Annotated in this window: 26 protein-coding genes and 1 pseudogene; 11 read left to right on the top strand and 16 right to left on the bottom strand. The window is 71.3% G+C overall.

Annotation, left to right across the window (positions count from 1 at the left end; all coding sequences use genetic code 11):
- Positions 1–19: 19 nt before the first annotated feature.
- From pstA to mshD, 10 genes are all read right to left on the bottom strand, one after another.
- On the bottom strand, positions 20–1096 hold the full coding sequence (gene pstA, locus OG357_RS18000; protein WP_329622131.1) for a phosphate ABC transporter permease PstA: 1077 nt from the start codon (positions 1094–1096) through the stop codon (positions 20–22).
- Positions 1093–2067 carry a phosphate ABC transporter permease subunit PstC gene (gene pstC / locus OG357_RS17995; RefSeq protein WP_329622130.1) on the bottom strand — a complete coding sequence of 325 codons (975 nt, stop codon included), beginning with the start codon at positions 2065–2067 and terminating at the stop codon, positions 1093–1095. Before pstC ends, pstA begins: the two co-directional genes overlap by 4 nt.
- A gap of 107 nt (positions 2068–2174) precedes the next feature.
- Positions 2175–3320: a phosphate ABC transporter substrate-binding protein PstS gene (gene pstS, locus OG357_RS17990; protein WP_329622129.1), complete on the bottom strand. Its 1146-nt coding sequence runs from the start codon at positions 3318–3320 to the stop codon at positions 2175–2177.
- Between the two features lie 209 nt (positions 3321–3529).
- The gene (locus tag OG357_RS17985) at positions 3530–3952 is read right to left on the bottom strand and encodes an NUDIX hydrolase (RefSeq protein WP_329622128.1); all 423 of its coding nucleotides are present in this window, start codon (positions 3950–3952) and stop codon (positions 3530–3532) included.
- Positions 3949–4992 carry a CHAD domain-containing protein gene (locus tag OG357_RS17980; RefSeq protein WP_329622127.1) on the bottom strand — a complete coding sequence of 348 codons (1044 nt, stop codon included), beginning with the start codon at positions 4990–4992 and terminating at the stop codon, positions 3949–3951. The genes OG357_RS17985 and OG357_RS17980 overlap by 4 nt, the downstream gene beginning before the upstream one ends.
- Positions 4979–7288 (bottom strand): RNA degradosome polyphosphate kinase, encoded by a 2310-nt coding sequence (locus OG357_RS17975; protein ID WP_329622126.1) that lies wholly within the window; start codon positions 7286–7288, stop codon positions 4979–4981. The genes OG357_RS17980 and OG357_RS17975 overlap by 14 nt, the downstream gene beginning before the upstream one ends.
- Positions 7289–7535: 247 nt before the next feature.
- Entirely contained in the window at positions 7536–8453 is a 918-nt protein-coding gene (locus tag OG357_RS17970) for an ABC transporter permease (RefSeq protein ID WP_329622125.1), read from the bottom strand.
- Entirely contained in the window at positions 8450–9295 is an 846-nt protein-coding gene (locus OG357_RS17965) for an ABC transporter ATP-binding protein (RefSeq protein WP_329622124.1), read from the bottom strand. Before OG357_RS17965 ends, OG357_RS17970 begins: the two co-directional genes overlap by 4 nt.
- Positions 9292–9678, bottom strand: coding sequence for a GntR family transcriptional regulator (locus OG357_RS17960; RefSeq protein WP_443066811.1), 387 nt, complete (start codon positions 9676–9678; stop codon positions 9292–9294). The genes OG357_RS17965 and OG357_RS17960 overlap by 4 nt, the downstream gene beginning before the upstream one ends.
- Positions 9679–9787: 109 nt before the next feature.
- A complete protein-coding gene (gene mshD, locus OG357_RS17955) occupies positions 9788–10714 on the bottom strand; it encodes a mycothiol synthase (RefSeq protein WP_329622122.1) in 927 nt (308 codons plus the stop codon).
- A 156-nt stretch (positions 10715–10870) separates the two neighbouring features.
- On the opposite strand from mshD, the gene OG357_RS17950 reads away from it, so the two are divergent.
- The 3 genes from OG357_RS17950 to OG357_RS17940 all read left to right on the top strand — a co-directional run bounded on the left by OG357_RS17950 (position 10871) and on the right by OG357_RS17940 (position 14211).
- Positions 10871–12718 carry a bifunctional metallophosphatase/5'-nucleotidase gene (locus tag OG357_RS17950; RefSeq protein WP_329622121.1) on the top strand — a complete coding sequence of 616 codons (1848 nt, stop codon included), beginning with the start codon at positions 10871–10873 and terminating at the stop codon, positions 12716–12718.
- A gap of 129 nt (positions 12719–12847) precedes the next feature.
- The gene (locus OG357_RS17945; RefSeq protein WP_329622120.1) at positions 12848–13702 is read left to right on the top strand and encodes a phosphatidylinositol-specific phospholipase C; all 855 of its coding nucleotides are present in this window, start codon (positions 12848–12850) and stop codon (positions 13700–13702) included.
- Between the two features lie 74 nt (positions 13703–13776).
- Positions 13777–14211 (top strand): hypothetical protein, encoded by a 435-nt coding sequence (locus OG357_RS17940; RefSeq protein ID WP_329622119.1) that lies wholly within the window; start codon positions 13777–13779, stop codon positions 14209–14211.
- Between the two features lie 22 nt (positions 14212–14233).
- On the opposite strand, the gene OG357_RS17935 is transcribed toward OG357_RS17940, so the two are convergent.
- From OG357_RS17935 to OG357_RS17915, 5 genes are all read right to left on the bottom strand, one after another.
- A complete protein-coding gene (locus OG357_RS17935; protein WP_329622118.1) occupies positions 14234–15631 on the bottom strand; it encodes a sensor histidine kinase in 1398 nt (465 codons plus the stop codon).
- Positions 15628–16359 (bottom strand): response regulator transcription factor, encoded by a 732-nt coding sequence (locus OG357_RS17930; RefSeq protein ID WP_329622117.1) that lies wholly within the window; start codon positions 16357–16359, stop codon positions 15628–15630. Before OG357_RS17930 ends, OG357_RS17935 begins: the two co-directional genes overlap by 4 nt.
- Before the next feature lie 32 nt (positions 16360–16391).
- Positions 16392–17570 carry a S1C family serine protease gene (locus OG357_RS17925; RefSeq protein WP_329622116.1) on the bottom strand — a complete coding sequence of 393 codons (1179 nt, stop codon included), beginning with the start codon at positions 17568–17570 and terminating at the stop codon, positions 16392–16394.
- A 155-nt stretch (positions 17571–17725) separates the two neighbouring features.
- Entirely contained in the window at positions 17726–18751 is a 1026-nt protein-coding gene (locus tag OG357_RS17920) for a LacI family DNA-binding transcriptional regulator (protein ID WP_329622115.1), read from the bottom strand.
- A gap of 24 nt (positions 18752–18775) precedes the next feature.
- Positions 18776–19597, bottom strand: coding sequence for a response regulator transcription factor (locus OG357_RS17915; RefSeq protein ID WP_329622114.1), 822 nt, complete (start codon positions 19595–19597; stop codon positions 18776–18778).
- Between the two features lie 217 nt (positions 19598–19814).
- Between OG357_RS17915 and OG357_RS17910 the strand changes: the two are divergent.
- From OG357_RS17910 to OG357_RS17880, 8 genes and pseudogenes are all read left to right on the top strand, one after another.
- Positions 19815–20716, top strand: a pseudogene (locus OG357_RS17910) (alpha/beta fold hydrolase).
- A 181-nt stretch (positions 20717–20897) separates the two neighbouring features.
- Positions 20898–21152 (top strand): MoaD/ThiS family protein, encoded by a 255-nt coding sequence (locus OG357_RS17905; RefSeq protein WP_329622113.1) that lies wholly within the window; start codon positions 20898–20900, stop codon positions 21150–21152.
- Positions 21153–21163: 11 nt separating this feature from the next.
- Complete coding sequence (locus OG357_RS17900) at positions 21164–22318, top strand: hypothetical protein (protein WP_329622112.1); 1155 nt, start codon at positions 21164–21166, stop codon at positions 22316–22318.
- Between the two features lie 114 nt (positions 22319–22432).
- The gene (locus tag OG357_RS17895) at positions 22433–23119 is read left to right on the top strand and encodes an LmeA family phospholipid-binding protein (RefSeq protein ID WP_317597690.1); all 687 of its coding nucleotides are present in this window, start codon (positions 22433–22435) and stop codon (positions 23117–23119) included.
- Positions 23120–23515: 396 nt separating this feature from the next.
- Complete coding sequence (locus OG357_RS38850) at positions 23516–23596, top strand: putative leader peptide (RefSeq protein WP_350497993.1); 81 nt, start codon at positions 23516–23518, stop codon at positions 23594–23596.
- 161 nt (positions 23597–23757) lie between these two features.
- Positions 23758–24603: a sulfurtransferase gene (locus OG357_RS17890; protein WP_329622111.1), complete on the top strand. Its 846-nt coding sequence runs from the start codon at positions 23758–23760 to the stop codon at positions 24601–24603.
- A gap of 59 nt (positions 24604–24662) precedes the next feature.
- Entirely contained in the window at positions 24663–24950 is a 288-nt protein-coding gene (locus tag OG357_RS17885) for a DUF1416 domain-containing protein (protein WP_017242395.1), read from the top strand.
- Positions 24951–25164: 214 nt separating this feature from the next.
- Entirely contained in the window at positions 25165–25425 is a 261-nt protein-coding gene (locus OG357_RS17880) for a DUF3099 domain-containing protein (RefSeq protein WP_329622110.1), read from the top strand.
- Between the two features lie 29 nt (positions 25426–25454).
- On the opposite strand, the gene OG357_RS17875 is transcribed toward OG357_RS17880, so the two are convergent.
- Positions 25455–25817, bottom strand: a complete 363-nt coding sequence (locus OG357_RS17875; RefSeq protein WP_024756301.1) for a DsrE family protein — start codon at positions 25815–25817, stop codon at positions 25455–25457.
- Positions 25818–25847: the final 30 nt, after the last annotated feature.

Genomic DNA, 25847 nt, shown 5'->3' with positions numbered 1-25847 from the left:
CACTTCCAGGGTGACCGCGTCAGCGGCCGGTCTTGGGGGCCTTCCAGCGGGCGATGCCGCGGGCCACCATGTTGAGGATCATGACGAAAGCGATCAGGACGAGCGCGGCGGCCCAGGCACGGGACACAGCGGCGTCGGTGCCGACCGCGTACTGCTCGTACACGTACAGCGGCAGCGAGGACTGAGCGCCTTCGAAGGGGTTCGGGTTGATGAGCTTCGTACCGAACACGAGGAGCAGGACGGGGGCCGTCTCACCGGTGATGCGGGCGACCGCGAGCATGACGCCCGTGGTGATGCCGCCGATCGCGGTGGGCAGGACCACCTTCAGGATCGTGCGCCACTTGGGGATGCCGAGCGCGAGGGAGGCCTCGCGGAGCTCGTTCGGGACGAGCTTGAGCATCTCCTCGGTGGAGCGGACCACGACCGGCATCATCAGGATCGCGAGGGCCATCGCGCCGGCGAATCCGGAGGGCCCGAAGCCCAGCATCAGATTCCAGGTGGCGAGGATGAAGAGGCCCGCGACGATCGACGGGATGCCCGTCATGACGTCGACGAAGAAGGTGACGGCCTGGGCGAGCTTTCCGCCGCCGTACTCGACGAGGTAGACCGCGGTGAGGAGACCGATCGGGGCCGCGATCAGGGTCGCGATGAGGACCTGCTCGATGGTGCCGAGCAGCGCGTGGTAGACGCCGCCGCCGGCCTCGGTGTCCAGGACGCCGTTCATCGAGTGGGAGAGGAAGTACGGGTCGAGGACCTCGATGCCCTTGCTGATCGTGACCCAGGCCAGCGAGAGCAGCGGGATCACGGCCAGGATGAAGCAGACCCACACGAGGCTGGTCGCGACGCGGTCCTTGGCCTGGCGGCTGCCCTCCACCTTCGAGGTGATCACGTAGGTGGCCAGGACGAAGAAGAGCGAGGAGAGCAGGCCCCACTGGATGCGGCTGTGCCAGCCGGCGACGAGACCGAGGCCGCAGCCGGCGGCGACGGAGCCGAGGGCGATGGCGAACGGGGTCCAGCGGGGGAGCCGGGCGTGCTTGAGCGGATCGTGCGTGACCCGGGACTGCACGGGCGGGCGATCCTGTATGGCGTGGCTCATGCGTTGGCCCCCGAGTACTCCTTGCGGCGGCCGATGATCCAGCGAGCCGCGCCGTTGACCAGCAGCGTGATGACGAAGAGGACGAGACCGGAGGCGATCAGCGCGTCACGGCCGTACTCGTTGGCCTCGTTGAACTTCGCGGCGATGTTCTGGGCGAACGTGCCGCCGCCCGGGTCCAGCAGGTGGCCGGAGATGAGGAAGCTGGGGGAGAGCACCACGGCGACGGCCATGGTCTCGCCGAGCGCGCGGCCCAGGCCCAGCATCGAGGCGGAGATGATGCCGGAGCGGCCGAAGGGCAGGACCGACATGCGGATGACCTCCCAGCGCGTGGCGCCGAGGGCGAGGGCTGCCTCTTCGTGCATCTTCGGGACCTGGAGGAAGACCTCGCGGGTCACGTTGGTGATGATCGGCAGGATCATGATCGCCAGCAGGATGCCGACGGTGAAGAGCGAGCGGGCGGGGCCCTCGTTGGCCTTGTCGAAGATGTACGTCCAGCCCAGGTACTCGTCGAGCCAGAGGTTCAGGCCGTCCAGGTACGGGACGAGGAAGATCGCGCCCCAGAGGCCGTAGATGATGCTGGGCACGGCGGCGAGCAGGTCGACCACGTACGCGAGCGGCTTGGCCAGCTTGCGCGGTGCGTAGTGCGAGATGAAGAGCGCGATGCCGATCGCGACGGGCACGGCGATCGCCATCGCGATGATCGAGGAGACGACCGTGCCGAAGGCGAGGACGGCGATGCCGAAGACCGGCGGGTTGCCGGCGGGGTTCCACTCGAAGGTGGTGAAGAAGTTGGTGCTGTCCTTCGAGATGGCGAGGACGGCGCGGTAGGTGAGGAAGCCGGCGATCGCGGCCATGATCACGAGGAGGGTGATGCCGGAGCCTCGGGACAGACCCGCGAAGATGCGGTCCCCGGGGCGGGACGCGTTCTTGGCGCGCCGGCTCCTCTGTATGTCTGGTGTGGTGGTAGCCATCTGCTTCTCCGGTCTGCGGTGCCCGTACGGGTGTGCGGGCTCCTGGCGGCGGTGCACCGGATGCCGGGTCCGGCCCCCCTAGGGGAGGGGCCGGACCCGGCCGGGGGTCAGGACAGGGTGGGGACGATCGCGCGGACCTTGGCCGCGATCTCGGCCGGGAGCGGGGCGTAGCCGGCGTCGGCGAGGACCTTCTGGCCCTCCTCGCTCACGGTGTAGTTGAGGAACGCCTTCAGGGTCGGCAGGGTCTCCGCCTTGTTGCCCTTGTCGCAGGCGATCTCGTACGTGACGAGGACGATCGGGTAGGCGCCCTCGGCCTTGGTCTTGTAGTCGAGGGAGAGGGCGACGTCGTTGCCCGTGCCCTTGACCTTGGCGGCGGCGATGGCCTTGGACGCGTTCTCCGAGGAGGCGGCGACCGGGGTGGCGGCACCGGTGTCGATGCTGACCGTGGAGGACTTGTTCGCGGTGGCGTAGGAGAGCTCCATGTAGCTGATGGAACCCTCGGTGTCCTTGACCGCGGTGGCGACACCGGAGGAGCCGTTGGCGGCCTGGCCGCCCTGGGCGGGCCACGACTTCGACTTCGGGTCGTGCTTCCAGTCGGCCGGGGCGGCGGTGGAGAGGTACTTGCCCAGGTTCTGGGTGGTGCCCGACTCGTCCGAGCGGTGGAAGGCCTGGATCGTGCTGTCGGGCAGCTTGGCGCCCGGGTTCAGCTTGGCGATCGCCGGGTCGTTCCACTTGGTGATCTTGTTGTCGAAGATCTTGGCGATGGTGGAGGCGTCCAGGACGAGGTTGTCCACGCCGTCCAGCTTGTAGGCGATGGCGATGGGGCCACCGACCATGGGCAGGTTGATGCCCTTGCCGCCCTTGCAGATCTTCTGCGACTCGGCGACTTCCTCGTCCTTCAGGGCGGAGTCGGAGCCCGCGAAGGCGACCTGGCCCTGGTTGAACTTGGTGATGCCGCCACCGGAGCCGATGCCCTGGTAGTTGATCTCGACGCCCTCACAGGCGGCCTGGAAGTTCTTGACCCACAGGTCCATCGCGTTGCGCTGTGCGCTGGAGCCGGCGGCGAGCAGCTTGCCCTTGGCACCCTCGCACGCGATGTTCGACGCGGCGGCGGAGGTCGTCGTCTTGCCGCCTTCCTTCGCCGGGGTCTCCGTGTTGTCGTCCGAGCCACACGCCGAGAGGACCAGGGCGCCGGAGACGACGAGGGCACCGATCGCGGAGGCGCGAAGCCCGTTCTTGCGCGAAAGCTTCACTTTCGGGTGTTCCTTCCAGAAGCCGCCTTGCCGCGGACCCAGTGTCCTGATCGTTCTACGGCGGCGTGTGTCGGGTGGTGGTGCACTGTTGCGCTTCGTGCACCGTGTGAGTCCGAAATTAGGCAGAACAGGTGAAGCGACCGACGGAAGAGAGTGAACGGAAAGTGAACCGTGCCGTAAGGCCGGGTGCGGTTACGTCGGACGGGGCCTCAGTGGCGTGAGGTCGCCACGGCGGCGTCCAGGAGCTCGCGGTCCCGGGGCTGGGTGAGGCGGGCGCGGGCCTCGCCGGGCGGCAGCCAGACGAGGCGGTCGACCTCACGGGACGGCGCGAAGGCGCCGTCGAGGGCGCGGGCCGCCCAGTAGACGACCTCCTTGGGGCGGCCGTCCACGGTGTAGCGGGCCGTGGGCAGGCGGGGGCCGAGCGCGCAGCGCCGACCCGTCTCCTCCAGGACCTCGCGCAGCGCGCAGGCCTCGGCGCTCTCCCCGCGCTTCCGCTTGCCCTTCGGGTGCGACCAATCGTCGTACTTCGGTCTGTGGATCAAGGCCAGCTCGATGCCGTGGCCGGAAAGTGCCGGGCGCCAGAGGACGCACCCGGCGGCGCGGATGGGTTCCTGGAGGGGTGGGGTGGTCACGGGACCGGGGCCGTCGCTCTTCGCCAGGCGTGCTGGAAGGCGAAGCGGGCCGCCTCGACCTCGTGGCGCTGGTCGGCGTGGAGGACGCCGAGGGCGTACGCCGTCGCCGGGGCGATCCGGGGGGTGCGGGCCGCCGCGGCGGCGGCCGCCGCGGCCTCGGCGGCGTCGCGGTGCCGGTCCAGGGCGCGGGCGGACTCGTAGAGGACGGGGTCGGGCTCGCCGCCGGTGTGCAGGACCTCGGAGGCGTACCGGTGGAGGCGCAGCAGGTGCCGGGTCCGGTGCCAGGGCGCGTCCTGGGCCTCCCCGGCGGCGAGGGCCAGGGCGTCGGCGTTGTACGGGTGGGCCGCCCGGGTCAGGGGGAGCGCGGCCACCGATTCGAGGAGGCGCCGCTCGGCGACCGCGGCGGGCGCGTCGACGACCTCCATGGCGGGGGCTCCGCCGGCGGGGCCGAGCGGTACGTCGGAGGCGAGGAGGGCGACGGCGTCGGCGACCGCGTGGAAGCGGGCGGAGCCGAGGGCCTGGAGGGCGGCCGAGTGGGCGCGTGTCCGGGCCAGGGTCAGCTGGCGTTCGAGGAGGGCGCCGGCCCGGGCGGCACCCACGGTGAGCCCCGCACCGGCGCCCGTACCGGCGCCCGTACCCGCGCCGGCACCCGTACTCGCGCCCGTCCTCGGGCCTTCGCCGCCGCGGGCGGCCGGCACCGGGCCGCCGCTGCTCGACAGGCGGGACAGCGCGTCCACCAGCCGGACGAGCCGGGACGTACAGGCCTGCTCCAGGGCCAGGGTCCCGGAGAGCCAGGCCAGCTCGGTCCGCAGCTGGTCGGCCCAGGCGGGTTCGAGGAGCGGCCGGAAGGTGTGGAGGGTGCCGCTGATCCGCCGGGCGGCGGCCCGCAGCGTACGGGCCGCCTCGTCCGTACCGGCCGAGTCCGAGCCGCTCTCGCCGTGGATCCGCAGGCCGCGGAGGAAGTCCGCGGCCCGGGCGTGGAGATAGGGGGCCACGACCTCCCCCGCCGTGACGTCCCGCAGGGGGTCAAGGTTGTGCACGCCGGCGCCTCCGCGCGTCGATGAGCATCTCCTGGACGTGCCGCAGCGGCCGGCCCTCGGGGTCGGTCGCGTGCCGCGTCCAGTTCCCGTCGGGGCCGAGGTGCCAGGAGGAGGTGGTGTCGGACATCCCGGTCTCCAGGAGCCGGGTCAGCGCAGCCCGGTGGGCCGGGTCCGAGACCCGTACGAGGGCCTCGATCCGGCGGTCCAGGTTGCGGTGCATCATGTCGGCGCTGCCGAACCAGACCTCGGGTTCGCCGCCGTTGCCGAAGGCGAAGACCCGGGAGTGCTCCAGGAAGCGGCCGAGGATCGAACGGACCCGGATGTTCTCCGAGAGGCCGGTGACGCCGGGGCGTACGGCGCAGATGCCGCGGACCCAGATGTCGACCGGGACGCCGGCCCGGGAGGCCTGGTAGCAGGCGTCGATGATCGCCTCGTCGACCATCGAGTTGACCTTGATCCGCACGTACGCGGGCCGGCCGGCGCGGTGGTGGGCGATCTCCTTGGTGATCCGGGAGACCAGCCCGTCGCGCAGCGACTTCGGCGCCGTGAGCAGGCGCCGGTACGTCTCGCGGCGCGAGTAGCCGGAGAGCCGGTTGAACAGGTCGGACAGGTCCGCGCCGACCTGGGGGTCGGCGGTGAGGAGGCCGAGGTCCTCGTAGAGCCGGGCCGTCTTGGGGTGGTAGTTGCCGGTGCCGACGTGCGAGTACCGGCGGAGGAGCTCGCCCTCCTGGCGGACGACCAGCGACAGCTTGCAGTGCGTCTTCAGGCCGACGAGGCCGTAGACGACGTGGCAGCCGGCCTCCTCCAGCTTGCGCGCCCACTTGATGTTGGCCTGCTCGTCGAAGCGGGCCTTGATCTCGACGAGGACGAGGACCTGCTTGCCGGACTCGGCGGCGTCGATGAGGGCGTCGACTATCGGGGAGTCGCCGGACGTCCGGTACAGCGTCTGCTTGATCGCGAGGACGTCCGGGTCGGCCGCCGCCTGTTCCAGGAAGGCCTGGACGGAGGTGGAGAACGAGTCGTACGGGTGGTGCAGCAGCACATCCCGTTCGCGCAGCGCGGCGAAGATGTCCGGCGCGGACGCCGACTCGACCTCGGCCAGGTCCCGGTGCGTGCCCGCGACGAACTTCGGGAACTTCAGCTCCGGACGGTCCTGCCCGGCGATCCCGAACAGACCGGTCAGGTCGAGGGGGCCGGGCAGCGGGTACACCTCGGCGTCGGAGACCTTCAGCTCGCGCACGAGGAGGTCGAGGACGTACGGGTCGATGGACTCCTCGACCTCCAGGCGGACCGGCGGGCCGAAGCGGCGCCGCATGAGCTCCTTCTCCAGGGCCTGGAGCAGGTTCTCGGCGTCGTCCTCCTCGACCTCCAGGTCCTCGTTCCTCGTGACCCGGAACATGTGGTGCGCGAGCACCTCCATGCCGGGGAACAGCTCCTCCAGGTGCGCCGCGATGACGTCCTCAAGGGGGACGTAGCGCTGCGGGGAGGCTTCGAGGAAGCGGGAGAGCAGCGGAGGGACCTTCACGCGCGCGAAGTGGCGGTGGCCGCTGACCGGATTGCGTACGACCACGGCGAGGTTGAGGCTCAGGCCGGAGATGTACGGGAAGGGGTGCGCGGGGTCCACGGCCAGCGGGGTGAGGACCGGGAAGATCTGCTGCCGGAACAGGGTGAAGAGCCGCGCCTGCTCCTTCTCCGTGAGTTCGGGCCAGCGGATCAGGTGGATGCCCTCGTCGGCGAGGGCGGGTGCCACGTCCTGCTGGTAGCAGGCGGCGTGCCGGGCCATGAGCTCGCGGGAGCGGGTCCAGATGAGTTCGAGGACCTCGCGGGGCTGGAGGCCGGAGGCGGAGCGGGTGGCGACGCCGGTGGCGATGCGGCGCTTGAGGCCGGCGACCCGGACCATGAAGAACTCGTCGAGGTTCGAGGCGAAGATCGCGAGGAAGTTCGCCCGTTCGAGGAGGGGGGTGGTCGGGTCCTCGGCGAGTTCGAGGACGCGTTCGTTGAACGCGAGCCAGCTGCGTTCCCGGTCGAGGAAGCGTCCCTGCGGCAGCTCGTCACCGAGGGTGGCGTCGGCGACGTACGAGTCGGGATCGGCGTCCATGCCGGCGACGGTGGCCACGTCGGCCGCTTCGGTCGCGTCGACCGCGTTCGCGCCGCCGAGCGGGCGGTGTGCGGCTATGGACCCGAGGGACGACGAGGCGGACGTCTTCGCGGACGCGTTTGCGGACGTCTGCGAGGAGGTCTGGGCGGACGGCGTGGCGGAGGACTGGACCGGGACCTCGGCGGGCTGCTTGCTCATGGCCCCATTCTTCCGCGCGAAGAGGTCATCGGGCGCGTCGGAGCGGGCCGTGGGGGAGGGAAGTCTCCCTTTGGGGAGGACCGCCCTGCCGGGCGTGGTCACGGAGCGCTTCATTGCGTGAGCGTCGCAAGCGCGTCTGAATGGCCGGTAACGACGACATGTCGTTCGGGAATCGGGGGCTGATCGGGGGCGGGGCCGTGTGCGGGGCCGTGTGCGGGCCCCGCCCCCGGTCTGCGGCGTGCGGGGTCTACGCGTGTCGGGCGCGCAGGACGCGGAAGGCGGCGTACAGCGCGAGGGCGGCGAGCGCGAGGAGGATGCCGGTCTCGATGAGCTGGATGGGCCAGTAGTGGGAGACCGGGTGATAGTCCCAGTACTGGCCGGCGACGTTCATGTCGGCCGGGCAGACGCCCCACTGCTCGGTCCGTTCGAAGCAGGCGTGCAGGGGGAGCCGTTCCCCGCTGGTCGTGACGAGACCTGAGTCGGTCTCGTGGGAGGTGAAGGGCAGGGCAGCGGAGACGCCTTCCGTGAGCGGCCCGGTCAGCGTCTTCACCGGCATCAGCGACCAGCGGAGCTGGCCGACGACGAGGAGGACGAGGCCGGTGACGAGGCCGGTGAGGGCCATGGCCGTCACGGTGCGGCGGACCAGTTGGCCGATCAGGGAGCCGAGGGCGAGGGCGAACAGCGCCTGCGCGACGAAGACGGGTCCGGTGGACACGTACGTCCCCGGTTCGTACCAGAGGAAGGACAAGGTGTCGCCGAGGTTCGCCCAGCCGAGCCGATAGGCGCCGATCAGTGTGATCGTGCCGACGACGGTCACGGCACCGGCGACCGCGAGCTTCGCGCCGAGCCAGCGTGCGGGGGAGACGGACTGGGTGAGGGCGAGCTTGTACGTGCCCGATTCCAGCTCGCGCGCCACCATCGGGCCGGCGACGAATGCTCCGACGAGGAAGGGTACGAGGATCATGCCGCCCTCGGCCCACTCCACGGCGATGCGGAGGAGGGAGTGGCCGGTGTCCCGATCGGTACCGACGGTCCGGCCGTCCCAATAACGAAGCCAGGACATGCCCACGAGACTCAGCAGGACTCCCGCCCCCGCCAGCCACAGCGTCCGTCGGTACTGGCGGACCGTCACCCAGTAGGGGCCCTTCAGGGCGAGGGTGCTCATGCCTTGGCTCCTTCGGGGGTGACGCGGAGGTGGGCGAGGAGGAGGTCCTCCAGGGAGGGTTCCTGGGTTTCCCAGGGGCCTTCGACCGGGCCCTCGTGGCGGATCAGGGCCGTGAGTTGACGGCCCGTCGTGCGGGACTCGACGACCGTGTGCGGGGCGAGGTCGGCGACCGGGCCCGTGAGCAGGGTGTGGGCGGCGAGGAGTTCGTCCACGGATCCGTCGAGGCGGATCCGGCCGCCGTGGAGCAGGAGGAGGTGGTCGCAGGCGCCCTCCAGCTCGGTGAGGATGTGCGAGGACATGACGACGGTCGTGCCGTGTTCGGCGGCGTCGGCCATGAGCAGGCCCATCAGCTGGTGGCGGGCGAGCGGGTCGAGGTCGGCCATCGGCTCGTCGAGGAGTAGCAGTTCGGCGCGCTTGCCGAGGGCGAGCGCGAGGGCGACGCGGGTGCGCTGGCCGCCGGAGAGGTCGCGTACGAGGGCGCGCGGGTCGAGTTCGTCGGCGATCACGCGCTGCGCGGCGGTCTCGTCCCAGCGGCCCGGGTTGAGCTCGCGGCCCATGCGCAGGGTGTCGGCGACGGAGAGCCGGGGGTGGAGCGGCTTGTCCTGGGCGACGTACGCGAGGTGTTCGCGGGCCGGGGCCTGGATCGTGCCCTCGGTGGGGCGGAGGAGCCCGGCGGCGAGGGCGAGGAGGGTGGACTTGCCGGCGCCGTTGGGGCCGACGAGGGCGCAGATCCTGCCGGCGGGGAGGGCGAAGTCGCACTCCCGCAGGGCCCAGCCGCGGCCTCTCCCTCCGTATGTCTTGCCCAGGAGATCGGCCTCCAGCGCGATGCCGTCTCTCGTCATGCGTCGTCCCCCTCGAAGTGTTCCTTCAGTACGGATGTGAAGAGCGCGGACACGTCCTCGCGGTCCATGCCGGCGGCGCGGGCGCGGCGGGCCCAGGCGGTGAGTTCGCCGCGGAGGGGCGAGTCGGCGGGGCCGGTGCCGAGCGTGGCTCGGACGAAGGTGCCGAGGCCTCGGCGGGCCTCGACGAGGCCTTCGCGTTCGAGCTCGCGGTAGGCCTTGAGGACCGTGTTCGGATTGATGGCCGTCGCTTCGACGACCTCGCGTGCGGTGGGCAGTCGGTCGCCGGGCTCCAGGAGGCCCATCCGGAGGGCCTGTTTCGTCTGCTGGACGATCTGGAGGTAGGTGGCGACGCCACTGCGCCGGTCGATGCGGTACTCGACCACGATCGCTTCCACCACCCTTTCACTAATCAAGTAGTGAAAGGGTGGTGCAAAGAAGGGGGCGGTGTCAACCGCCCCCTGTGCAACAGGCGTTACGGAGTCCTCGGGCGCCTCACGACTCCGTGCGGTACATCAGGTCCACCTCGTGCGTCGCGAAGCCGAGCCGCTCGTAGACCGTCACCGCCGCCGTGTTGTCCGCGTCCACGTACAGCATCGCCGTCGGCAGCCCCTGCGCCGCCAGGTGCCGCAGGCCGATCGCCGTCAGCGCCTTGCCGAGGCCGCCACCCTGCGCCTCGGGCAGGATGCCCACCACGTACACCTCGCCGAGCTGCTGCTCGGCGTGCGTCTTCGTCCAGTGGTAGCCGATCAGCTTCCCGTCCCTCTCCGCGAGGAAGAAGCCCTTCGGGTCGAACCACGGCTCGGCCATCCGGTCGTCCAGGTCCCGCTGGGTGAGCGAGCCCTGCTCGGGGTGGTGCGCGAAGGCGGTCGCGTTGACGGCGAGCCAGGCGGTGTCGTCCTGGCCGGGGACGAATGTTCGGACGGTGACGCCCTCGGGCAGGACCGGCTCCGGGATGTCCAGCGGCGTCAGGGACCGGCGCAGCTGGCGGAGTTCACGGAACAGGGTCAGGCCGAGGACCTGCGCGAGGTGCCGGGCCGCCGACTTGCCGCCGTGCGCCCAGACGCGCAGCCGCTTGCCGGAGGCGGCGAGCAGGGCCGTGCCGAGAGCCCGGCCGTGACCGCGGCCGCGGTGGCTCGGGTGGACGACGAGCTCGGCGGCCGGGGCCTCGATCGGGTCGGTCTCCTCCAGCTGCGCGTAGCCGTAGAGGTGCGGGCCGACGGTGAGCAGGAAGTGGCGCACGCCCTCGCGGCGGCCGTGCCGCAGGTAGAGCCGCCCCTGCTCGGACACGGCGTGCAGCCCGTCGGCCTGGTCGGCGGCCTCGAGGAGCTCCAGTACGTCCTGGACCTGCTCGGGGGAGAGCTCGTCATACGTGTGGATCTGCCGTCCCGGTTCGATGGCCGGCGCCGCGTCGGAAGTCATGGGTACGAGCCTACGGTGACGTACCGCCGCCCCGGGGAAAGGCGGCGGCAACTGTCTTGTAACCCGCTACCCCCTGTTGCGCTACGCGCGTTGACTCTAGGCTGCACCGGCAGACGGGTGCGTAGATCAACGCCGCAAAAGGGTGCAAGGGGAGAGATGGCAGCGACACCGGGGAAGAAGCGGAAGAACAAGACCGGGCGGCGGATTCTGGCCGCCGGTGCGGGACTCGCGACCGTCGGGGCGCTTTTCGCCGCGATGCCGTCGTCGGCGGGGGCCGCCGGGGACGCGTTCGCCGCCGGGAGCGGTTACGGGAACGGCAAGGGATGGGGCCGGATGGTCGACGTCCAGCTGCTGTCCTTCAACGACCTCCACGGCAACCTGGAGCCGCCGACCGGCTCGTCGGGCCGGCTCACCCACCTCAAAGAGGACGGCACGACCGAAACCATCAACGACGTCGGCGGCGTCGAGTACCTGGCCACGCACCTGCGGCAGGCCCGCCAGGGCAACCGGTACTCCGTCACCGCCGCCGCGGGCGACATGATCGGCGCCTCGCCGCTGGTCTCCGGCCTGTTCCACGACGAGCCGACCATCGAGGCGCTGAACAAGCTGAAGCTCGACGTGAGCTCGGTCGGCAACCACGAGTTCGACGAGGGCGCGCGCGAGCTGGCCCGCATGCAGAACGGCGGCTGTCACCCGACCGAGGGCTGCTTCGAAGAGGGCAAGACCTTCAAGGGGGCGGACTTCCCCTACCTCGCGGCCAACGTGACGGACGAGAAGAGCGGCAAGCCGCTGCTCGACCCGTACTTCGTCTGGGAGCGCGACGGCGTCAAGATCGGCTTCATCGGCGTCACCCTCGAAGGCACGGCGAACATCGTGTCCGCCGAGGGCATCAAGGGCCTGAAGTTCGGCGACGAGGTCGAGACGATCAACAAGTACGCCAAGGTGCTGGAGCGCAAGGGCGTGAAGTCGATCGTCGCCCTGCTCCACGAGGGCGGCCTGCCTGCCTCGGGCGCGTACAACTACGACTGTGACAGCCCGGGTCCCGGCAACGGCATATCCGGCCCGATCGTCGACATCGCCAAGAACGTCAGCCCGCAGGTCGACGCCCTGGTCACCGGCCACACCCACCAGGCGTACGCGTGCACCATCGCGGACCCGGCGGGCAAGCCGCGCACGGTCACCTCGGCGGCCTCCTTCGGCCGGCTCTACACCGACACGACGCTCACCTACGACCGTCGTACGAAGGACATCGTCCGCACCGCCGTCGCCTCCGCGAACCACGTCGTCACCCGTGACGTGAAGCCGGCCGGCGACATGAGCAAGCTGATCAAGCGCTGGAAGGACCTGGCCGCGCCGATCGCCGGCCGTCCCGTCGGTCACATCTCCGCCGACATCGAGAACCCCCTCGACCCGACGGTGTACGAGAAGCCGCTGGGCAACCTGATCGCGGACGCGCAGCTGGAGGGCATGGCCCCGGCGGACAAGGGCGGTGCGCAGCTCGCCCTGATGAACCCGGGCGGCGTCCGCGCGCCGCTGACCCACAAGGCCGCCGGCGCCGAGGGCGACGGGGTCGTGACCTACGGCGAGGCGTACACCGTCCAGCCGTTCACCAACATGATGACGGCGGTCGACCTGACCGGCGCCCAGCTCGTCACCACGCTCCAGCAGCAGGTCAGCGGCCTCAACCTGGGTGCCCCGAAGATCCTCCAGGTGTCGAAGAACTTCACCTACACCCTGGACATGACCAAGGCCGGCGCCGACCGGATCGTGGTCGACTCGGTGCGGCTCAACGGTGAGGCGATCGACCCGGCGAAGACCTACCGGGTCGCGATGAACGAGTTCCTGTCCGGTGGCGGCGACGGCTTCGCTGTCCTGAAGGAGCACAAGAACAAGCTGGTCGGCGCGTCCGACCTGGACATGTTCACCGCCTACCTGGGGGCGCACTCCTCGGCCACCGCGCCGCTGGCTCCGCCGGCGACGGACCGCATCACGGTCGTCAAGTAGCTCTGAGCAGTCCTTTTCCGGGCCCCTGAGCTAGGGGGCGGCGGACCGTTCCGACGGGCCGCCGCCCCTTTTCGCGTACGTCCGGAAGACCTCTGGTGTGTTTGTCGTGACCCTGACATCATCCGGTCCATGCAGCGACGACGCTTTCTCGTGGGGGCCCTCGCAGCCGGGGCCGGAGTGATGCTCGGGGCGCCCACCGCCTCCGCCGTGGACGTACGGGCCTGGATGGCGGCGCACGGGGACGGTACGGCCCTGCGGCAGCTGACCATCCCCGGAACGCACGACTCCGGGGCCCGGTACGGCGGCCCCTGGACCGAATGCCAGAACAGCACCATCGCCCAGCAGCTGGACAGCGGGATCCGGTTCCTGGACATCCGGTGCCGGGTGACCGGCGGGTCCTTCGCGATCCACCACGGCGCCTCGTACCAGAACATGATGTTCGGGGACGTCCTCGTCGCCTGCCGGGCCTTCCTCGCCGCCCACCCCTCCGAGACCGTCCTCATGCGGGTCAAGCAGGAGTACTCGGAGGAGTCCGACGCCACCTTCCGCGCGGTCTTCGACGACTACCTCGACGCACGCGGCTGGCGCTCCCTCTTCCGGATCGGCGCCGGCCTGCCGCTCCTCGGCGAGGCCCGCGGCCGTGTCGTCCTGCTCGCCGACAACGGAGGGCTGCCGGGCGTCCGCTACGGCGACGGCTCGCTCTTCGACATCCAGGACGATTACATGGCCGAACCGTTCGGCAAGTACCCCAAGATCGAGGCCCACTTCCGCAAGGCGGTCGCCCAGCCCGGGAAGCTGTACGTCAACTACGTGTCGACCGCCGCCGCGCTCCCGCCCCGCTGGAACGCCGACCGACTCAACCCCCGCGTCCACGGCTACCTCGACAGCGCGGCCGCGTCCGGCGCGACCGGGCTCGGGATCGTCCCCATGGACTACCCGAACACCCGGTCAGGCCTCGTCGAGGCCCTGCTCCGGCACAACTAGGACCTGTCCGGGCGATCACGCCGCGGTGCCTCGCCAAGGGCTCCTGTCTCAGGCCGTAGGTAAGGTTCCCCGGCATGGGAGCGAGCAGATGGTCGTACTTCACGCCTTTCCGGCACAGTGCGCAGGATGCGCTGGACGATCTTCGCGAGGCGGTCTTCGCCCAGGACGCCGAGTACTACCGGGAAGCAGGCATCGAGACGCCGGCAGCGCTGATGGCGAGCGGTCGGCTGGAGGAGGAGCCGGCGCATTCGGTGCTCGACGTCGAGCGCGTGGTCCGTTGCGAGGAGGCCATGGAGGAGCCCGGCGACGTGAGGGTGGTCGAAGCGGCGGAAGCCATGGAACTCTTCGGCACGGCGCAGCCCGTGCGGGAGGTCGTCGAGCAGGCCCTGAAGCGGACCGGAGACGGCTGGTTCCCTCCGTTCGACCGCGGCTCCGGCTGCTGCACGATCGTCTACGGAGGCGAGGGCCGTCCGGCGGAGCTGTGCTTCTGGGGCTTCACCGGAGACTGATCCGGCTCGGTTTTTCCGGCCGTCAGTGTTCCGGCGGTGGCGTCGGCGCGCCCGGCAGGCGGACGGTTGCCACCGTGCCGCCGCCCGGGGCCGGGGCGAGGCTCGCCGAGCCGCCCGCCTGGTGGACCGTACGGGCGACGATCGAGAGGCCCAGGCCCGAGCCCGGCAGGCTGCGGGCCGACGGGGAGCGCCAGAAGCGGTCGAAGACGTGCGGGAGTTCGTCCGGCGGAATGCCCGGGCCGTGGTCCCGGACCGTCAGCTCGCCCCGCATCAGGGTCACCTCGACCGTGCCCCGGGGCGGCGAGAACTTCACCGCGTTGTCCAGGACGTTGACGAGGGCGCGCTCGAGCGCCGCCGGTTCCGCCCGTACGTACCAGGGCGCGAGGTCCGTGACGAAGGTCAGCTCGGGGCCGCGCAGCCGGGCCCGGTCCAGGGCCGAGCGGAGGATGCCGTGCAGCGGTACGACCTCCAGCGGTCCCGGCCGCACCGTGTCCGGGCGGGCCAGCTCCTGGAGGTCGCCGATCAGCGCCGCGAGCTCCGTCATCTGCGCCTTCACCGAGGCCATCAGGGCCCGCCGGTCGTCCGGCGGGATCGCCCGGCCGGTCTGCTCGCTCCGCGCGAGCAGCTCGACGTTCGTCCGGAGCGACGTGAGGGGCGTGCGGAGTTCGTGGCCGGCGTCCGCGATCAGCTGTGCCTGCCGGTCGCGGGAGGTCGCGAGCGCCGCCGTCATCGCGTTGAAGGAGCGCGACAGGCGGGCGATCTCGTCCTCGCCGTCCACCGGGATGCGGACGGTCAGGTCCTCGGTCGCGGCCACGTGCTCGACGGCGCCGGTCAGCCGGTTCACCGGTTCGAGGCCGGTGCGCGCCACCCACAGGCCCGCCGCGCCGGCGCCGACGACGCCGATTCCGGAGACCAGGAGCAGCACCCAGCGCAGCGTGGACATCGAGTTGTCGATCTCGGCGAGCGGGCGGGCGAGGGAGACGGCGATCCCGGGCAGGCCCTCCTGCGGGTAGGTGTAGACCCGCATCTCCTGGCCGTCGTCGTCCTTCACCGTGTGCAGCGCGTACGACAACTGGCCGCGCGCCACCGCGAGTTCGGCGGGGCCGGCCGGGAGCGCGGCCTTGCCGGAGGTGCACACGGTGCCGTTGGCGAGGACCACCTGCACCGTGTACGAGCCCCCCAGGGGAGGCGGCGTCGTGTCCTGGCGGCACAGGTTGAGCAGGCTCTGCACCGAGGCCCCGTCCAGCCTGCTGCTGCGCAGGGAGGAGTCCATCTCCGCCTCCAGCTGGGCCCGTGTCACGAACCAGCAGGCCAGCGAGACCGCCGCGACCGCGACCGCCACCGCGAACGCGGTGAGCAGCGCGAGCCGCGACCGGAGCGGCCGCGAACGGAACCAGGCCAGGGGCCTGAAGCGGGTCACTCGCTGCCTCCTCCGCGCAGGACATAGCCGACGCCCCGCACCGTGTGCACGAGGCGCGGCTCGCCGCCCGCCTCCGTCTTGCGCCGCAGGTACATCACGTACACGTCGAGCGAGTTCGAGCTCGGCTCGAAGTCGAAGCCCCACACCGCCTTGAGGATCTGCTCGCGGGTCAGCACCTGCCGCGGGTGCGCCAGGAACATCTCCAGGAGCGTGTACTCGGTGCGGGTCAGCTCCACCGTCCGCCCGCTCCGCGTCACCTCGCGCGTCGCCAGGTCCATCCGCAGGTCCTCGAACGACAGCACGTCGTCGTCGGCCGGGGCCGCGGCGGCGGAGGCGTACGAGCTGCGCCGGAGCAGCGCCCGGATCCGGGCGAAGAGCTCGTCCAGCTCGAAGGGCTTCACGAGGTAGTCGTCGGCGCCCGCGTCGAGGCCGGTGACCCGGTCGCCGACGGTGTCGCGGGCGGTCAGCATGAGGATCGGCACGGTCGAGCCGGAGGCCCTGATCCGCCGGGCCGCGGTGAGCCCGTCCATCCGGGGCATCTGGACGTCGAGGACGACGAGGTCGGGGGCGTACGCCTCGATGCGGGCGAGCGCGTCGAGCCCGTCGACGGCGTCCTGCGTGTCGTACCCCTCGAAGGCGAGGCTGCGGCGCAGGGCCTCCCGCACGGCGGGCTCGTCCTCGACGATCAGGATGCGCTCGCGGGCGCCTTCGTTCACCTGGCCAGTCATGGCACCAGCCTCGCACGCACTCCGGACACCGGTCAGTTGTCGCCGCCGGAACGGAGGCCGTCGAGGTCGGCCTTCACCGTGTCGACCGGAATGGCGAATCCGAGGCCGACACTTCCGGCCGTGGAACCGCTCGAAGAGCTGGGCGAATACATGGCCGAATTGATTCCGATGATCTCGCCGTTCATATTGATCAACGCACCGCCGGAATTACCCGGGTTGAGCGAGGCATCGGTCTGGATCGCCTTGTACGTCGTCTTCGACGTGCCCGTGTCGCCGTTGAACTGCTGCCCGCCGAACTCGAACGGCCAGCCCTGTCGCGGGTCGTACTGCGGCTGCTGCTCCTGGCCGGAGCCGGCACCGGCACCGGCACCGTCATCGTTCTTGGCGACGGTCACGTCCCGGTCGAGCGCCGAGACGATGCCGCTGGTGACCGTGCCGGTCAGGCCCTCGGGGGAGCCGATCGCCACGACCTCCTCGCCGACCTTCACCTTGGACGAGTCGCCGAGCGTGGCGGCCTTCAGACCGGAGGCGCCCTGGAGCTTGATCAGCGCCAGGTCCTTGTCGGGGTCGGTGCCGACGACCTCCGCCTGGTACGACGTGCCGTCGCTGAGCTGCACGCTGATCTGGGAGGCGCCGGAGATCACGTGGTTGTTGGTGACGATCTCGCCGTCGGAGGTGATGATCACGCCCGAGCCGGTGGACTTGCCGGAGTTCGAGCTCGCGGAGATCTCGACGATGGAGGGGGAGACGGCCTGGGCGACACCGGCGACCGTGCCCGCGCTGCTCGCGGAGACGTTCGTGCCGGTCACGCCCGAGAAGGCGGTGGCGGGGGTGTCGGTGGTGAGCTGCTGGACGAGCGTCGCCGCGCCGCCGCCGACCGCCGCGGCCGCGATGGCCACGGCCGCGAGGAGCCCGACCCCGCGCTTGGCGCGGCGACGGGCGCCCGGTGCGCCGTCCGCCGCGACGGCGACCGGTGGATCCAGGGGCGGCGGCGGGAGGTGCCCGCCGGACGGCGGGACGTGCCCGCCGTGCCCGCCGGACGGCCAGATCGTGGTCCCCGGCTCGGTGGTGATCGGCCGGGTCGCCTCGTACGGCTGTGCGGCGTCGTACGGCTGCCGGTCACCCTGCTGCTGCGTCGGGGCGTACGGGGGCCTCGGGGGCTGCGGCGGGTAGTACGGCTGCTGCGGCTGCTGCTCCTGGAAGTCCGTCATGGCTCTGACTCTCGGAGCCGTACATGAGAGCCGTCTGAGGACCGGCTGAGAAGCCCGACAGAACCCTGTATGCCCGAAATAAGGATCCCCCTGGGCGGGGGTCCCGTCGCACGGTACCGACGGACGCCTCGGCGTGCCCGTACCGGCGTGAAGGCCTACTCGCCGCAGCCGCAGGAGCGGCGGACGACCAGGCCCGACGGGAAGAGCTTGACCCGCTCGCGGCGCGAGCCCGCGACGCGCAGGCTGTCGTCCAGGACCAGGTCCACCGCGGCCCGGGCCATCGCCGGGCGGTCCGAGGAGATCGTGGTCAGCGGCGGGTCGGTGAGCGCCGCCTCCTTCACATCGTCGAAGCCCGCGACCGCCAGCCCCGAGGGCACGTCGATGCGCAGCTCGCGCGCGGCCCGCAGGACACCGAAGGCCTGGTCGTCGGTGGAGCAGAAGATGGCCGGCGGCCTGTCCGGGCCCGCGAGCAGCTTCAGGGCCACCTGGTAGGCGTCGTAGCGGTTGTACGGGGCTTCGAAGAGCCGGCCCTCGGTCGGGAGGCCCGCCTCCACCATGGCGCGCCGCCAGCCCTCGACGTGGTCGGCGACCGGGTCGCCGACGGCCGGGGTGTTCGGGACGCCGCCGAGGCAGGCCACGTAGGGGTGGCCGTGCTCCAGGAGGTGCTGGGTGGCGAGCTGGGCGCCGCCGATGTCGTCCGTCACGACGGCCACGTCGTCGATCGCCTCGGGGCGCTCGTGCAGCAGCACCACGCGGGCGTCCCAGGCCTCGATCTCGCTCGCGGCCTGCTCGCTCATGCCCTGGCTGACCAGGATCAGTCCGGAGACCCGCATGCCGAGGAAGGCCCGCAGGTAGTGCACCTCGCGCTCGGTCCGGTAGTCGGAGTTGCCGACGAGCACCATCTTTCCGCGCTCGGCGGCGGCCTGCTCGACCGCGTGGGCCATCTCCGCGAAGAACGGCTGCCGGGCGTCCGGGACGATCATGCCTATGAGGTCCGTGCGCCGGGACGCCATCGCCTGGGCCACCCGGTCGGGGCGGTAGCCCAGCTCCTTGATGGCGGCGAGGACACGCTCGCGCGTGGCCGGGGCGACCGGCCGGGGTCCGTTGTTGATGACGTAGCTCACGACCGCGGTCGAAGTACCTGCCAGTCGAGCTACGTCATCCCGCGTCACCTTGGCCACGCGCGGCAGTCTACGCGGGGTGACCTACCTACCGGCAGGTCGCACTGTGGCGTCCGCCACGTTCCTGTCCTCCAGCGGAGTGACCTCCCGGTCGGCCTCCTTGACACGGGCGGTGCGGGCGGCCTCCTCCGTCCGGGTGTCCTTCGCCCGGGCCTCCTCGGCCGCTCGCTCGACCTTCTCCGGGGTGACGAAGCGGTAGCCGACGTTCCGCACGGTGCCGATCAGCGACTCGTGCTCGGGGCCGAGCTTCGCCCGCAGACGCCGCACGTGGACGTCGACCGTACGGGTGCCGCCGAAGTAGTCGTACCCCCACACCTCCTGGAGGAGCTGGGCCCGCGTGAAGACCCGGCCCGGGTGCTGGGCCAGGTACTTGAGGAGCTCGAACTCCTTGAAGGTCAGGTCCAGGACCCGGCCCTTGAGTTTCGCGCTGTACGTCGCCTCGTCGACCGACAGGTCGCCGTTGCGGATCTCCATCGGGGAGTCGTCGGAGACGATCTGCTGGCGGCCCATCGCGAGCCGCAGCCGCGCCTCGACCTCGGCCGGTCCCGCGGTGTCGAGGAGGACGTCGTCGATGCCCCAGTCGGCGGTGACGGCCGCGAGGCCGCCCTCCGTGACGACGAGGATCAGCGGACAGCCGGGCCCCGTGGAGCGCAGCAGCTGACAGAGCGAGCGGACCTGCGGGAGGTCGCGCCGGCCGTCGACGAGGATCACGTCCGCGCCGGGGGTGTCCACGAGGGCCGGGCCCTCTGCCGGAGCCACCCGGACGTTGTGCAGCAGCAGGCCGAGTGCGGGCAGCACCTCGGTCGACGGCTGGAGGGCGTTGGTCAGGAGCAGCAGAGAGCTCATACCGCGCCACCTGCCATCGGTCGGTCGTGCTTCGTTCGCTCGCTCATCACGCGGTTCCTCCTCGGTCCCTGCGAGGACGTGCACTGCTTCGTACAGATCACTGAAAGCTCTCGCGCCCTGAGAGCTTTTGTTCACCTATCCGTAACAACGGTCGGAAAACGCAAAAGGACCCGGGGGCTGCGTCGCCCGGATCCTCATGCCCAGCAGAATAGCCCACATGAGTTCAGAGGGAGAGAGCCGATTTCACATGGTGGATGTCTCGTCGCTCACTTCCGTCCATCCGCGTGATCCGCGGCGTGTGATGTTGCGTACGGATGACGGTGTCCGCATCGAGGCGGTTTACGAACCCTCCGCCGCAAGTGTCACCGAAACGGCCGTCACCGGTACGGCCGTCGTCGTCGCCCACGGCTTCACCGGGGCGGCCGACCGGCCCGCCGTCCGGCGCGCCGCCCGCGCCTTCGCGGAGCGCGGCGCGGCCGTCGTCACCTTCTCCTTCCGCGGGCACGGCGGCTCCGGCGGCCGCTCCACCGTCGGCGACCGGGAGGTCCTCGACCTGTCCGCCGCCGTCCGCTGGGCCCGCGAGCTCGGCCACGCGCGCGTGGTGACGGTCGGCTTCTCCATGGGCGGGTCCGTCGTCCTGCGCCACGCAGCCCTGGAGCGGGGAACGGAGGGACGCGTGGACGCGGTGGCCGCCGTCTCCGCCCCCGCACGCTGGTACTACCGGGGCACGGCCCCGATGCGCCGGCTCCACTGGGTGGTCACCCGCCCCGCGGGCCGGCTGGTCGGCCGCTACGGGCTCCGCACCCGGATCGACCGGCGGACCTGGGACCCCGTACCCCTCTCGCCCGTCGAGGCCGTCCCGCTGATCGCGCCGGTGCCTCCCCCTACGCCCTGGGGGCGTGGGGGGACCCCCAGCTGATCGTGCACGGCGACCGGGACGCGTACTTCCCGCTCGACCACCCGCGGATGCTGGCCGGGGCGGGCGACGCCGAACTGTGGCTGGAGCCGGGGATGGTCCCCCTACGCCCTGGGGGCGTGGGGGGACCCCCAGCCGAGAACGCGGCGGACGAGGAGCTGCTCGCCCGGCTGGGGGACTGGCTCACGCGTGGGTCGGGCTAACGCGCGCCACAGGTTGACGCGCGTATGGCCCATCATGGACGCCGGCGCACAACGAAGGGAGCGCCGCTGTGACTCCGCCCACCGCCGAGACGGCGGGCTTCCAACCCGAGGGTTGCGGTCCAGCCCGAACCGGCCCCACGCGGGGGCGGCAGCAAGCTACCAGAATCCTGGGAGGGCAATGATGGCAGCGGGAACCATCCGCTACTGGGCCGCGGCCAAGGCCGCCGCCGGTGTCGCCGAGGAGCCGTACATCGCCGAGACCCTGGCGGAGGCCCTGGACGCGGCCCGCGAGAAGCACCCGGGCGAGCTCGCCCAGGTCCTCCGGCGGTGCTCGTTCCTGATCGACGGCGACCCCGTCGGCACCCGGAGCCATGAGACCGTACGGCTTGCCGAGGGCGGCACGGTCGAGGTGCTCCCCCCGTTCGCAGGAGGGTGAACCCCAGCAGCATGAGCAACGACCAGCAGTACGACCCGTACGCGAACGGGCAGCACGTCCCGGATGTCACGCAGACGTGGGAGGGCCAGACCTGGGACACCCAGTTCCAGCCCACGGTCCAGCCGCAGCACCAGCAGCAGCAGCCGCCCCCCGTGACGTACGAGGCGCCGTACCAGGATCCGTACGCGCAGCCCGCCTACGAGCCCGCCTACGACAACACGGCGTACCTGCCGCCGCAGCAGTACGAGCAGCAGCAGTACGCGGCGGCTCCGGCGGCTCCCACGGCTCCCGTGGCGTACGACACGCCCGTACCGGTGGAGTACGCGCCCGAGCCCGTGGCCGCCGCTCCCGTGGCCGAGGCGGCGGCGGGGGCCGGCTATTCGTCGCCGACCACCTCCGGCAACACCCGGATCACCGACGCCCAGCGCGCGCGGGCCGAAGGCCGCTCGCCCGTGATCGAGCCCGGTCTCCAGCCGGCGGCCCTGACCGCCGTCCTCGGCCTGCTGCTCGCCGGCGGCGCCGCCCTCGGCCCGTACGCGCTGCTCGTCCCGCTCGTCCTCCTCCAGGGCCTCACCGCCGCCGGCTGGTTCCGGCTCAACGGCATGTGGCCCGCCCGGCAGGGCATCGCCCTCGCCTTCGCCGGCGGTCTCGTCGCCGACGCCGCCCTCCTGGCCACCGGCCGGGAGCACGCGGCCGCCGCGATCCTGGGCACGCTCGGCGTCTGGGTCCTGCTCTGTCTCGTCCTCCAGCTCCGCAGCCACGCCGACCCGGACGAGCGGATGTACGGCCTGATGGCCGGCATCGCCTCGGCCGCGCTGACGGTCGTCGCCGCCGGGCACCTCGGCGCCGCCCCGGACGCGGTCGTCGTCGGCGGGATCGCGGTCGCCGCGACCGTCGTCGCCCGGGCGCTCCCGCTGCCCGGCCCGGTCTCCCTGGTCGTCGCGCTCCTCGCGGGCGCGGGCGCCGGGATCGTCGCGGGCGGGCTGACCGGCCTGGGCACCTCCGGGGCGCTGATCGGCCTCGCGGCCGGCGTCTGCGCGCTGATCGGCCTGCGGGTGGCCAGCTACGACTACCCGTCGCGCTTCGTCCACATGACCGCGGGGATCGCGCTGCCGCTGACGGCCGCCGCGCCCGCCGTCTACCTGCTGGGCCGCGCCCTGACCTGAGTCCGGCCGGGACCCCAGAGGGAACCAATCGGCCCCTCGACACGTCGATCTTCGTGTCGGGGGGCCGAACACTTATCCAGTCGCATTTCTGTCTATCGGGGAGACGCACAACCCATGCGAGCACTGCGGATTCTGTTGATCGTGGCCGTCGTGCTGGGCGGGGTGCTCGTCGGGATCGACCGGCTCGCCGTGGCGTACGCCGAGTCGGAGGCGGCGAGCCGGGTGAAGCTCTCGGGGACGAAGAGCGACTCGATCGAGATCGACATCAAGGGCTTCCCCTTCCTCACGCAGGTCGCGGACAAGCGGTTCGACGAGGTCGACGTGGTGGCGAAGGGCGTCGAGGCGACGGCGGGCAGTCGGCAGATCCGGATCGGCGAGCTGACGGCCGCGCTCCGGGACGTGACCGTCACCGGCGACTGGTCGGGCGCGCGGGCGGGCTCGGCGTCCGGCACCGCCCTCATCTCGTACGCGGACCTCACGGCCGCCTCCGACCGCGAGGCCACCGTCGCCTACGGCGGCGACGGGAAGGTGAAGGTCACCGGCGGGGTCGAGATCATGGGCCGCACGCTGACCCGCTCGGTCCTGTCCACCGTGACCGTGGTGAACGGCGACACGATCAAGGTCCGCGCGGACGAGGTGCCGGGCGAGGGCATTCCGGGTGTGGAGCAACTGGTCCGCGAGCGGACCGACTTCGAGCGGCCGATCGGGCTGATCGCCGGGATGAAGGTGGAGAAGGTCGAGGCCAGGCCGGACGGCCTCGCGGTCGCGGTGACGGGCAAGGACATCGCCCTGGCGGGCTGAGGCCCGGAGGAGACGACGGGGCGGACCGCGCGGGGGCTTCCGGCCGGCCGCCCCACGGCGGCCCGTAAGAGGCACCGCGCCATCATTGCGCCATCGCTGCGCGGCGCTCGCACGCTCCCGTACGCCTCCGTACGCCTCCGTACGCCTACGCGCGCGCTCATGCGCCCTCGTACGCCCCCGTCGAGCCCCGTCCAGCCCCGATCGGCCCATGGACGGCGCCCCTGGTCACATGCTGAGACGTCGCCGTCCGATCCGCAGAAACCGAAGCGGACACCGCCGCACGGAGGCGTCCGGAGCCGACTCGTACGGTGATCGCGTCTCGCATCTCGGACGATCGCGTCTCAAAATACGACACACCGGTGACACGGCCGCCTGTCCGTCCCTACGATCGAGGGCATGAAGCGACAGGCGGATCTCACGAAGCGGCGGGCAGTAGACCTGTGCCGCGTCGCCGCCATGCTCTGTCGCTCAGTCTGAGCGGGAGCACCGACTCCCGTATTCCCTCAGGCCCTTCGACCGCGGTCGGGGCCGACCTGTGCAGCCGTACGCACGTCGTACGCCACGCGACGACGCGTACCGGATCACAAACCCGCACCAACCGCACCACACCGCCGCACACTGCCCCGGAGGAGAACAGCATGGCTCGCAGCGACGTCCTGGTCGACGCGGACTGGGTCGAGGCCAACCTCGACAACCCGCAGGTTGCCATCGTCGAGGTCGACGAGGACACCTCGGCCTACGAGAAGAACCACATCCGCAACGCCATCCGGATCGACTGGACCCAGGACCTTCAGGACCCGGTCCGCCGTGACTTCATCGACCAGGAGGGCTTCGAGAAGCTCCTCTCGGCCAAGGGGATCGGGAACGACACCACGGTCGTCCTCTACGGCGGCAACAACAACTGGTTCGCCTCCTACGCCTACTGGTACTTCAAGCTCTACGGCCACCAGGACGTGAAGCTCCTCGACGGCGGCCGCAAGAAGTGGGAGCTCGACTCCCGCGACCTGGTCGACGGCTCCGCCGTGCCGGCCCGCCCGGCCACCGCGTACAAGGCCCAGGCCCAGGACTCCTCGATCCGCGCGTTCCGCGACGACGTCGTGGCCGCGATCGGCGCCCAGAACCTGGTCGACGTCCGCTCGCCCGACGAGTTCTCCGGCAAGCTGCTCGCCCCGGCGCACCTCCCGCAGGAGCAGTCGCAGCGCCCCGGCCACGTGCCGAGCGCCCGCAACATCCCCTGGTCGAAGAACGCCAACGACGACGGCACCTTCAAGTCGGACGCCGAGCTCAAGGCCCTCTACGAGGACGAGCAGGTCGACCTGGCGAAGGACACCATCGCCTACTGCCGCATCGGTGAGCGCTCCGCGCTCACGTGGTTCGTCCTGCACGAGCTGCTCGAGGTCACGAACGTCAAGAACTACGACGGCTCGTGGACCGAGTACGGCTCCCTCGTCGGCGTGCCGATCGAGCTCGGCGCCAACAAGTAAGCCTCCTCCGGACCTCCCTCCCCTTCTCCGGAACCCCTCGACCGTAAGGACAGAACACCATGTGTGGAGCGCAGCCCGGCGGCCCCGACGCCTCGACGATCAAGCCCGGTGAGACCACCATCCAGGGCTTCGTGACCAAGGACGGCGAGCCCGTCACCGGTTACGTCCGCCTCCTGGACTCGACCGGCGAGTTCACGGCCGAGGTCCCGACCTCCGCCACCGGACAGTTCCGTTTCTACGCGGCCGAGGGCACTTGGACCGTCCGCGCCTTGGTCCCGGGCGGCACCGCCGACCGCCAGGTCGTGGCGCAGAAGGGTGGCCTCGCGGAGGTCGCCATCGCGGTCTGATTTTCTGACGCGCCCCTCGCACCGCTCGGCGCCGGGGCGCCTCACAGGCTTCGAGCCGCTGCGCCGGCCTCCGGCCGCCGGATTCCGGCGCGGCGCGAAGCCTCGTCATACCGGCCGTAGGGCCGTGCCTCCTGGGGGGTTGGACGCCATTTCCAGGACTTGAGGCACGGCCCTTCGGTCTGCCCGGACTCGGGTCCGGACGTACGCTGAAGAGGTGTACGCACGCCGTCGCCACGTCTACTTCTGGCTGATGGGCGCCTGCCTGGTGCTTTTCGTGGGCGCCTGGGCCGTCGTGCGGCTCTTCTCGATGCCGGTGGCGATCGGCATGTGCGTCGTCGCCATGGTCATCCCCCCGGTCGCCGCGATGATCGCGAACCGCAGGGGTCCGGAGGACCGCTGGTGGGACGACCCTTCGGGGGACGCGCAGTCGGACGAGTGGTGGGACGAGCTCGACGGCAAGAAGCGCCGGAAGTAGGTCTTCCTCAGGTCGTCCTCAGGTCGTCCTCAGTAGACGAGGGCCTGGGTCTCGTCGGCCATGGCCTCCTGGACGAAGACCTGGGCGCCCGCGATGCGGATGCCGTCCAGGACGTCCTTCTCCGTGATCTCGCGACGGGTCGCGCACTGCGTGCACAGCGTCACGCGGCCGGCCGCCAGGACCGAGTCGATCAGGTCCGGCAGGGGCGCGGCGTGCGGCAGTTCGAACTCGGCCGCGCGGCCCGGGAGGGCGAACCACGACGACTCGCCGGTCAGCCAGAGCGAGACCTCGACCCCGCTGGCGACGGCGACGGCGGCCACCGTGAAGGCCTGGGAGCAGCGTTCGGGGGCGTCGGCCCCTGCGGTCACCTTGATCACGAGCTTCTTCGCCATATGCCGAACTGTAATGCGCGGCCCTGCAAC

Source organism: Streptomyces sp. NBC_01255, assembly GCF_036226445.1.
In the GTDB taxonomy this organism is placed as follows: domain Bacteria; phylum Actinomycetota; class Actinomycetes; order Streptomycetales; family Streptomycetaceae; genus Streptomyces.
The sequence above is the reverse complement of the archived record's forward strand: the minus strand, read 5'-3'. Positions and strand labels throughout refer to the sequence as shown.

Excerpts from the sequence above, each read along its gene's own strand:
- OG357_RS17970 (WP_329622125.1), bottom strand. The coding sequence starts at position 8,453 with ATGAGCACCCTCGCCCTGAAGGGCCCCTACTGGGTGACGGTCCGCCAG.
- pstA (WP_329622131.1), bottom strand. The coding sequence starts at position 1,096 with ATGAGCCACGCCATACAGGATCGCCCGCCCGTGCAGTCCCGGGTCACG.
- OG357_RS17915 (WP_329622114.1), bottom strand. The coding sequence starts at position 19,597 with ATGAGCTCTCTGCTGCTCCTGACCAACGCCCTCCAGCCGTCGACCGAG.
- mshD (WP_329622122.1), bottom strand. The coding sequence starts at position 10,714 with ATGACTTCCGACGCGGCGCCGGCCATCGAACCGGGACGGCAGATCCAC.
- OG357_RS17950 (WP_329622121.1), top strand. The coding sequence starts at position 10,871 with ATGGCAGCGACACCGGGGAAGAAGCGGAAGAACAAGACCGGGCGGCGG.
- OG357_RS17905 (WP_329622113.1), top strand. The coding sequence starts at position 20,898 with ATGGCAGCGGGAACCATCCGCTACTGGGCCGCGGCCAAGGCCGCCGCC.
- OG357_RS17895 (WP_317597690.1), top strand. The coding sequence starts at position 22,433 with ATGCGAGCACTGCGGATTCTGTTGATCGTGGCCGTCGTGCTGGGCGGG.
- OG357_RS17925 (WP_329622116.1), bottom strand. The coding sequence starts at position 17,570 with ATGACGGACTTCCAGGAGCAGCAGCCGCAGCAGCCGTACTACCCGCCG.
- OG357_RS17965 (WP_329622124.1), bottom strand. The coding sequence starts at position 9,295 with ATGACGAGAGACGGCATCGCGCTGGAGGCCGATCTCCTGGGCAAGACA.
- OG357_RS17885 (WP_017242395.1), top strand. The coding sequence starts at position 24,663 with ATGTGTGGAGCGCAGCCCGGCGGCCCCGACGCCTCGACGATCAAGCCC.
- OG357_RS17945 (WP_329622120.1), top strand. The coding sequence starts at position 12,848 with ATGCAGCGACGACGCTTTCTCGTGGGGGCCCTCGCAGCCGGGGCCGGA.
- OG357_RS17900 (WP_329622112.1), top strand. The coding sequence starts at position 21,164 with ATGAGCAACGACCAGCAGTACGACCCGTACGCGAACGGGCAGCACGTC.
- OG357_RS17940 (WP_329622119.1), top strand. The coding sequence starts at position 13,777 with ATGGGAGCGAGCAGATGGTCGTACTTCACGCCTTTCCGGCACAGTGCG.
- OG357_RS17975 (WP_329622126.1), bottom strand. The coding sequence starts at position 7,288 with ATGAGCAAGCAGCCCGCCGAGGTCCCGGTCCAGTCCTCCGCCACGCCG.
- pstC (WP_329622130.1), bottom strand. The coding sequence starts at position 2,067 with ATGGCTACCACCACACCAGACATACAGAGGAGCCGGCGCGCCAAGAAC.
- OG357_RS17890 (WP_329622111.1), top strand. The coding sequence starts at position 23,758 with ATGGCTCGCAGCGACGTCCTGGTCGACGCGGACTGGGTCGAGGCCAAC.
- OG357_RS38850 (WP_350497993.1), top strand. The coding sequence starts at position 23,516 with ATGAAGCGACAGGCGGATCTCACGAAGCGGCGGGCAGTAGACCTGTGC.
- OG357_RS17930 (WP_329622117.1), bottom strand. The coding sequence starts at position 16,359 with ATGACTGGCCAGGTGAACGAAGGCGCCCGCGAGCGCATCCTGATCGTC.
- OG357_RS17875 (WP_024756301.1), bottom strand. The coding sequence starts at position 25,817 with ATGGCGAAGAAGCTCGTGATCAAGGTGACCGCAGGGGCCGACGCCCCC.